The 463-nt window shown below is 62.9% G+C and carries 2 protein-coding genes; both read right to left on the bottom strand.

Features of this window, described 5'->3' with window-relative positions:
• Positions 1-296 (bottom strand): type III pantothenate kinase (locus AACY52_RS30910; RefSeq protein ID WP_339561482.1); only part of this gene is annotated, 296 nt, incomplete at its 3' end.
• A gap of 99 nt (positions 297-395) precedes the next feature.
• The gene (locus AACY52_RS32520; RefSeq protein ID WP_370468084.1) at positions 396-458 is read right to left on the bottom strand and encodes a hypothetical protein; all 63 of its coding nucleotides are present in this window, start codon (positions 456-458) and stop codon (positions 396-398) included.
• Positions 459-463 lie beyond the last annotated feature (5 nt).

Raw genomic sequence — 463 nt, 5'->3', positions numbered from 1 at the left:
AGCGCCATGCCCCATTCGACCGGTGGCTCGCCGGCAATCAGTGGCTCGCCGCCGAAATATTTGCGCGCCAGCGTTTGCAAATTGTGCAGCGCACGCGGGACTACGGTAGCGATGATGACACCGGTCACCTCGCTCCGATCATAACCTTCCAGCGTCAGCAACTGGCTCAGCCACACCGCATATTCGTCGGCGGTGCGGCGCGGGTCGGTCGCGATACGCCAGCGCGCCTTGATCGTGCGGCCCTGGACCAGCGCGAAGACGACATTGGTGTTACCGGCATCGATCGCGAGCAGCATTGGGTCACCCTTCCGTTCGTGTCGAGCGAAGTCGAGACACAGCGATATGCAGTTCCGTGCCGGTTTCTCGACTGCGCTCGAAACGAGCGGAGGCGGAGATCACAGCAAAAACACGTCGCCGGCGTGAATGACACGGGTCGCGCCATCCGCCAAGCGCAGGATGAGCG

Origin of the sequence: Pseudomonas sp. EA_65y_Pfl1_P113 (assembly GCF_963970525.1) — a bacterium.
GTDB classification, from domain to species: domain Bacteria; phylum Pseudomonadota; class Gammaproteobacteria; order Pseudomonadales; family Pseudomonadaceae; genus Aquipseudomonas; species Aquipseudomonas tritici.
Note: the sequence above shows the minus strand (reverse complement) of the source record. Positions and strands in the feature narration are given on the sequence as shown.